The following is a 7,031-nucleotide window of genomic DNA, read 5'->3' on the forward strand; positions in this document are numbered from 1 at the left end:
ACACGCCCGACCGTGCATCGCAAGTGTTTTAGAACAGCCCCATCTGCCCGCCGACCAACGTACTGAAATCATCATTTACGAACGGCAGAATCGCGTCGGCCACCGGCTGCAATTGGCGGGTGACATAGTGATCGTAGTCAATCGGCGCCTGGCGCACTTCCAGCGGTTCGGGCCCGTTGACGCTGATCACATAGCTAATCCAGCCGCCACGCTGGTACTGGCGCGGCCTACCCAGGCGGTCGTTGTAATCGTCTGCCAAACGCGCCGCTCGCACATGGGGCGGGACGTTGCGTTCGTAATCGTCCAGGCGGCGGCGCAGGCGTTTACGGTAGACCAGCAACTCGTCGAGTTCGCCGCCCAAGGTTCTACGCACGTAATCGCGGATGTACGCCTGGTGCGGCTGGCGGTGAAAGATGAGGCGGTAAAGCTCTTGCTGGAACTGTCGCGCCAGGGGCGACCAGTCACTGCGCACAGTCTCAAGGCCCTTGTAGATCATCTCTTCTTGACCATCGCTGCGCACGACCAGGCCGGCGTAGCGCTTCTTGCTGCCCTCCTCTGCGCCGCGAATGGTAGGCATCAGAAAGCGCGTGAAGTGGGTTTCGTATTGCAATTCCAGGGCGCTCTGCAAACCGAATTCGGTGCTCAGGTGCTCGCGCCACCAATCGTTGACATGCGTGACCAGCGCCTGGCCGATGCGGCTGGCATCCTCCTGGGAATGCGCACGGCCGAGCCACACGAAGGTGGAGTCGGTGTCGCCGTAGATCACTTCATAGCCCTGGGCCTCAACCAATTGGCGGGTCTGACGCATGATCTGGTGACCGCGCAGGGTGATCGAGGAGGCCAGACGCGTGTCGAAGAACCGACAGCCGCTGGAGCCGAGCACGCCGTAGAAGGCGTTCATGATGATTTTCAGGGCCTGGGACAGCGGTGCGTTGTGTTCGCGCTTGGCCGCTTCGCGCCCTTCAGCCACGCGCGCGACAATCGATGGCAGACAATGGCGCGTGCGGGAAAACCGCGCACCGCGAAAGCCTTCCACCGATTCGCGGTCATCAGGGTGTTTGAGGCCTTCGATCAGGCCCACCGGGTCGATCAGGAAACTGCGAATGATCGACGGGTACAGGCTTTTGTAATCCAGCACCAGTACCGACTCGTAGAGGCCGGGACGTGAGTCCATGACGAAACCGCCAGGGCTGGCCTGGGGCGGCTTATCGCCCAGGTTCGGTGCGACGAAGCCTGCGCGGTGCATCAGCGGCATGTAGAGGTGGGTAAATGCGGCGACGGAGCCGCCGCTGCGGTCAGCCGGTAGCCCGGTGACACTGGCACGCTCCAGCAGGAACTTGAGCAGTTCGGTTTTCTCGAAAATCCGCGTTACCAGCTCGCAGTCCTTGAGGTTGTAGCGCGCCAGGGCGGGCTTGTCCTCGGCGAACATGCGGTTGATTTCGTCCATGCGCTGGTACGGCGTAGAAATATCCTTGCCTTCGCCCAGCAAGGTTTGCGCAACGTTTTCCAGACTGAACGATTCGAAACTCCAGGTCGCCGAGCGCAGCGCTTCGATGCCGTCAATGATCAAGCGTCCCGGCGCCGCCGCGAAGTAATGGTTGCGACTGCCATGCTCACGCCAGCTCATGGCCTCTTCACCGCGCCCGAGCAGCAAGGGCACATTGAGGCGCTGGGCGTGCTCATGGAGCACCCGCAGGTCGAACTGCACCACGTTCCAGCCGATGATGGCGTCAGGGTCATGAGTGGCCAGCCACGCATTGAGACGTTCGAGCAACTGAGCGCGGCTGTCGCAATAGTCGAGCTTGAAGTCCACGGCGTCGGTCTTATTGGGCGGCCCGAGCATATACACCTGGCGCTCGCCGCAGCCTTCCAGGGCAATGGAATACAGCTCGCCCTGGGCGGTGGTCTCGATATCCAGGGACACCAGCCTGAGCGGCGGGCGGTAGCCCGGCGCGGGTTTCATCTGGGCGTCCGACAGCACGCCCGTGGCCTGCGGCGTACCACCGAACCACACGGGCGCAGTGATGAAACGCTCCATCATGTAGCGCTCAGGAGGCCGTACGTCGCCCTCGTACACATCAACGCCCGCGGCACGCAAGCGTTTTTCCAGGTCCATCAACTGGCGATGCTGGCGGGTATACAGACCGAGGACGGGGCGGTGATGGAAGTCACACAGCTGCAGCGGGCGCAACTCGACATCGCGCTCCCCCTTGAGCAGCCAATCCAACGGCTTGCGATGGGCTTCAGGGATAAACATCACGGAGGTCTGAACGGGTAGACGGATGTACCGTGGCCCCTGGTCGGTGGCCAGCCAGAAGCTGACCTCCGTGCCGGCCGGGGTATCGCGCCAATGCCGGGTCAGGACAAAACCCTGCTGTAAATCCACCGTACCGCACCTCAGAAATCGCTTTGAGCTGGTGATTCTACGCGGCGCGAGCTTCGGGGCGAAAAGTAATACTCATGCAGAAGGGTTATTACACCTGGCCCTTGTCCCATAAACGCTTCAGCTCTTCCGAGGCCTGGTCTTCCGGTACCGTAAAACGCAGTTGATCGTCGCGATTGTCCGAGCGATAGCGAACTTCAATCTGATAGAAGCGCTGATCGCCCCGGCCTACATCCGTCGACGTTTGCGGCAGGCAACGGTTCAGCACATTGCAGATTTGCTCACGCTCATCGACATTGCACTGAGCAAATTCGATTTCACGCGGCCGGGTCATGGTGGTCACCTGGCCGCCCTGACGGGACAGGCGCACGGTGGCGTCGTTACCCAAGGCCGGAAGTTCTTTCATTGCGTGATTCTCCTGCTGGACCGACGCCGACTTCCTCCCAGGCTTTACGCACAGCATCAGCCGCTTCAGTGCCAAAACGTTGGTGGGCATGTTGTACGGTCAGAGTAGCAAAGGCCTGAAAGTTAGCGTCGTTGTCCAAGTTTTTGTCGCAGAGGGTGTCATACCAGATTTGGCCAGCCCGCTCCCAGGCCGAACCGCCAAGTGCTATGGCGACCAGGTAGAACGCGCGATTGGGAATACCGGAGTTGAGGTGCACACCGCCATTGTCGTCTTGGGTATTGATGAAATCGTCCATATGCGCAGGCTGCGGGTCTTTGCCGAGCACAGGATCATCATAGGCCGTGCCAGGGTGGGACATCGAGCGCAGGCCTTTACCTTTGACCTTGTCGGTCAGCAGATCGGCGCCGATCAGCCAGTCGGCCTGCTCTGCAGTTTGCTTGAGGACGTACTGACGCGTAAGCACACCGAACACATCGGAAATCGACTCGTTGAGTGCCCCGGATTGATTGCGATAGACCAGGCCCGCTTCGCTTTCGATGACTCCGTGGGTGAGTTCGTGCGCCACCACGTCGAGCGAGCGCGTAAACCGCTGGAACACCTCGCCATCGCCGTCGCCAAACACCATTTGCGCCCCATTCCAGAACGCATTTTCATAGCCCTCTCCGTAGTGCACGGTGCCGGCCAGCGCAAAGCCCCGGTTGTCGATAGAGTCTCGACCATAGACCTGCCAGAAAAAGTCATGGGTGGCGCCCAAGGCATCGTACGCCTCATCTACGGCGACATCGCCGCTGGCACGCTGACCTTCGACCCGAACCAGCGCGCCAGGCAGCACGGTCAAGTGTTGAGCATCGTAAATATTGCGCTGCAGTTGACCAGGCTGATGGGCCTCGGCCACGGGCGCCTGGGATTGGCGAGCGGTCGCGGGCAAGAACTGACGGACGTGCGTCAGGGTTTTCAATGCGCGCGAACGCTGCCATTCGGAGCCATGATCAATCAGGCGATTGAGAATGTAGGGCGGCATGAATCCGAGGTAATGACGTTGGCCAGACATGGCGCTCTCCTTGTCAGACAGTTTCGGATAGTAAATACACAGTGGGCATCATTTGAGGAAGTTCTCGATGTTGCCCAGTTGCTCGTCCCAGCCTCGGGAATTCATCTTGAACGCCTTCTGGCGACGGGCATCGGGAATTTCGTTGAAACCTGACTCAACCACCCGCAGCAGAATACCGGGCGCATGGTCCTCGATAGTGAACTCCACCAGGGTCGGGCTTTCCTTGTCATAGTCGATAGTGTCGTCGACCGCGAACGGATGCCAACTGAATGAGAACAGGGTCTGCGGCAGTATTCGTTCGATCCTGGCCTTCCAGACGACATGCTCATAACCAGGGTAAGTGATCGGCGCCTCAACGATCTCCCCCTCGACAAAGGCCTTGCCCTTGAGAGCAATGCCAAACCATTGGCCGAATTGCTCGGCATCTGTCAGCGCGTCCCAAACTTTTTTACGTGAAGCCTTGAGCAGGATTTTTCGCTCGATGCGATCTAATACGTGCATAAGTCACCTCCTCCATTGACCGTAGGTGACATCAAACAATGCGCAACCTGGAGTTGTAAGCAATGATGATGACCCGTCCATGAACTGACCCTACCTTATGACTGACCCACTCAACGGAAGTTGCTTTTGCAAGGCGGTGCGCTATCAAGTACTCCGCCTGGACATGCCTATCAGCCACTGCCACTGCGACAGCTGTCGCAAAGTGCATGCGGCCCCCTTTGTCAGCACCGCCGGGGTGATGCGGGAACACTTTGTTTGGACGCAGGGACAGGAGCTGCTGTCGTCCTTCGAATCGTCACCGGGCAAGCACAGGCATTTCTGCTCGCGGTGCGGCTCTCATTTGATGGCTGAACGTGGGCATCAGCCTCATGTCATCGTGCGAGTGGCAACGCTGGATGATGACCCAGGCGTCAGGCCAACCTCGCACATCTGGACCGCCCAGGCTAAACCATGGCTGGCCTACGAGGACGTAGAGTGCTGGTGCGAATGGAAACCATGACTCAAACGTGAGGATCTCCGGGCCCTTTAGCAGGTGTTGCATATTGCGGTTTAAGGTGTCCTTCTTGGTCTAGTAACCAGGCATCCATGATCTGCCGCACCACAGGCCCCGCCACACGGCCACCGGCCTCGCCGTTTTCAATCATGACCGAAATGACAATTTTTGGATGCTCGGCTGGAGCAAAGCCTACAAACAAGGCGTTATCACGATGGCGCTCCAGCGTTTTCTCGCGGTTGTAGCGCTCACCCTGTTTGATCGCCACGACCTGCGCGGTACCACTCTTGCCAGCGATGCGATACTGCGCACCTTGTGCGGCCGCCCGCGCGATGCCGCGTGGGTCGTGCATGACCAGTTGCATACCGTGGTTGACCTGCTCCCAGTCGCGCGGGTCCTTAAGGACAACGTTTGGCATGGGGTTTTCGTCTACTGGCGGCACACCGTTGATGGTCTTGGCCAAGTGCGGTCGGTTCCACACGCCCTTGTTGGCGATCAAAGCGGTGGCCTGAGCCAGTTGCAACGGGGTGACCTGCATGTAGCCCTGGCCGATGCCGAGGATCACCGTTTCACCGGGGAACCAAGGCTGGCGGCGTGTGGCGCGCTTCCATGCCTGGGAAGGCATCAGCCCGGCTGACTCTTCGAACATATCCATGGACACTTTCTGACCCAGGCCAAACTCGGCCAAGTAATCATGCAGGCGATCGATTCCCAGCTTGTGGGCCAAGTCATAAAAGTAAGTGTCGTTAGAACGCATGATAGCTGCGTCCATGTCCACCCAACCATCGCCACTGTGGTTCCAATTGCGGTATTTGTGGTCAAAGTCCGGGAGCTGGTAGTAACCAGGGTCGAACACGCGGGTTTGGGCAGTGACGACACCGCTGTCGAGACCAGCGATGGCCACCTCGGGCTTGATGGTTGAGCCTGGCGCATACAGACCCCGAAGGACACGGTTGAACAAAGGCCGGTCGATAGAGTCGTGCAGTGCGGCATATTCCTTGAAACTGATACCGGTGACGAAGAGGTTCGGATCGAAACTTGGCTTGCTGACCATGGCCAGTACTTCGCCGGTTTGCGGATCGAGAGCAACCACCGAACCACGGCGATCCCCCAAGGCTTGCTCTGCTGCTTCCTGAAGTTTGACGTCGAGGCTCAGGACAATATTTTTTCCAGGGACCGGGTCGGTGTGCTTGAGTACGCGAAGCACCCGGCCCTGAGCATTCGTCTCAACCTCTTCGTAACCCACATGACCATGCAGCTCGGACTCGTAGAAGCGTTCGATTCCAGTCTTGCCGATCGACTGAGTACCGCGATATTCCACAGAATCTAGGTTCTTGGACTCCTTCTCGTTGATCCGGCCTACGTAACCAATGGAATGAGCAAAATGCGGACCCAGGGGGTAATGTCGAACGAATTGTGGTTCCACATCAACCCCGGGTAGGCGGAACTCATTCACAGCCAGCACCGCGATCTGTTCCTCGGTGAGTTCGTAAAACAAGGTCACCGGAACGAAAGGGTGGCGCGCTTGCTTGAGGGCTTTGTCGAACAATGCGCGATCTTCAGTAGGCAAGTGCAGTAAGTCGATGATCGTGTCCAGCTCCCCCTTAAGGTCTGTGGTGCGCTCGCGGGTGATCGTCAGGTTATAGCTGGGGCGGTTGTCGGCAAGCACTACACCGTTGCGGTCATAGATCAGTCCACGGGTGGGAGTGATAGGCAGGACGTGGACGCGATTGTTTTCGGAGATCGTAGAGTGATAGTCGAACTGCACCACCTGCAAAAAATACATACGGCCCACTAGGGCACAAGTAATGCCAATGACCAGCAATGCACAGGCAAGCAGGCGTTTGTTGACCAGACGATTCTCTTTCTCGTGGTCCTTGATCGGTATCACTTCAGGCATTTCTACAGCATCTCTTTGAAAAAGATCGTTGCCGCGTCCTGCGAATGAAGATAAGTCCCTTTGAAAATGAGCTGCACCTTACCAAAAATGCAGAGACGCTTTGCATCGATTTCTTCAACGGTACTCAATGGTGTTTTTGTCACGAGACAATCAGCTCCTCATGACGTCGTAGCGGGAGCTTTATATCGATGGTGGAGGAAAAGGAAAAAGCTTTACAACACTTTTCGAGCGCGCAAAACAAAACCCCAACTGCTTTCGCAATTGGGGTTTCGGAATTTAATCTTGACGATGACCTAC

General features: G+C 58.0%; 6 protein-coding genes. 1 reads left to right on the plus strand and 5 read right to left on the minus strand.

Features of this window, described 5'->3' with window-relative positions; translation table 11 throughout:
* Nucleotides 1-28: 28 nt before the first annotated feature.
* From ACFZPT_RS23310 to ACFZPT_RS23325, 4 genes are all read right to left on the minus strand, one after another.
* Nucleotides 29-2,386 carry a DNA polymerase II gene (locus ACFZPT_RS23310; protein WP_099313172.1) on the minus strand — a complete coding sequence of 786 codons (2,358 nt, stop codon included), beginning with the start codon at nt 2,384-2,386 and terminating at the stop codon, nt 29-31.
* 88 nt (nt 2,387-2,474) lie between these two features.
* Complete coding sequence (locus ACFZPT_RS23315; protein ID WP_034096802.1) at nt 2,475-2,789, minus strand: protealysin inhibitor emfourin; 315 nt, start codon at nt 2,787-2,789, stop codon at nt 2,475-2,477.
* A complete protein-coding gene (locus tag ACFZPT_RS23320) occupies nt 2,764-3,840 on the minus strand; it encodes a M4 family metallopeptidase (RefSeq protein WP_034096801.1) in 1,077 nt (358 codons plus the stop codon). Before ACFZPT_RS23320 ends, ACFZPT_RS23315 begins: the two co-directional genes overlap by 26 nt.
* Nucleotides 3,841-3,888: 48 nt before the next feature.
* The gene (locus ACFZPT_RS23325) at nt 3,889-4,341 is read right to left on the minus strand and encodes an SRPBCC family protein (protein ID WP_379555778.1); all 453 of its coding nucleotides are present in this window, start codon (nt 4,339-4,341) and stop codon (nt 3,889-3,891) included.
* Between the two features lie 97 nt (nt 4,342-4,438).
* On the opposite strand from ACFZPT_RS23325, the gene ACFZPT_RS23330 reads away from it, so the two are divergent.
* Entirely contained in the window at nt 4,439-4,840 is a 402-nt protein-coding gene (locus ACFZPT_RS23330) for a GFA family protein (protein WP_099313170.1), read from the plus strand.
* 1 nt (nt 4,841) lies between these two features.
* Here the strand turns inward: ACFZPT_RS23330 and mrdA are convergent, their stop codons facing one another.
* Nucleotides 4,842-6,734 carry a penicillin-binding protein 2 gene (gene mrdA / locus ACFZPT_RS23335; RefSeq protein ID WP_034096798.1) on the minus strand — a complete coding sequence of 631 codons (1,893 nt, stop codon included), beginning with the start codon at nt 6,732-6,734 and terminating at the stop codon, nt 4,842-4,844.
* Nucleotides 6,735-7,031 lie beyond the last annotated feature (297 nt).

The sequence above is a fragment of the Pseudomonas sp. MD330_10 genome, assembly GCF_042610415.1.
GTDB lineage: Bacteria > Pseudomonadota > Gammaproteobacteria > Pseudomonadales > Pseudomonadaceae > Aquipseudomonas > Aquipseudomonas rhodesiae.

Coding starts and splice junctions, on each gene's coding strand:
- ACFZPT_RS23315 (WP_034096802.1), bottom strand. CDS start 2,789: ATGAAAGAACTTCCGGCCTTGGGTAACGACGCCACCGTGCGCCTGTCC.
- ACFZPT_RS23320 (WP_034096801.1), bottom strand. CDS start 3,840: ATGTCTGGCCAACGTCATTACCTCGGATTCATGCCGCCCTACATTCTC.
- ACFZPT_RS23325 (WP_379555778.1), bottom strand. CDS start 4,341: ATGCACGTATTAGATCGCATCGAGCGAAAAATCCTGCTCAAGGCTTCA.
- ACFZPT_RS23330 (WP_099313170.1), top strand. CDS start 4,439: ATGACTGACCCACTCAACGGAAGTTGCTTTTGCAAGGCGGTGCGCTAT.
- mrdA (WP_034096798.1), bottom strand. CDS start 6,734: ATGCCTGAAGTGATACCGATCAAGGACCACGAGAAAGAGAATCGTCTG.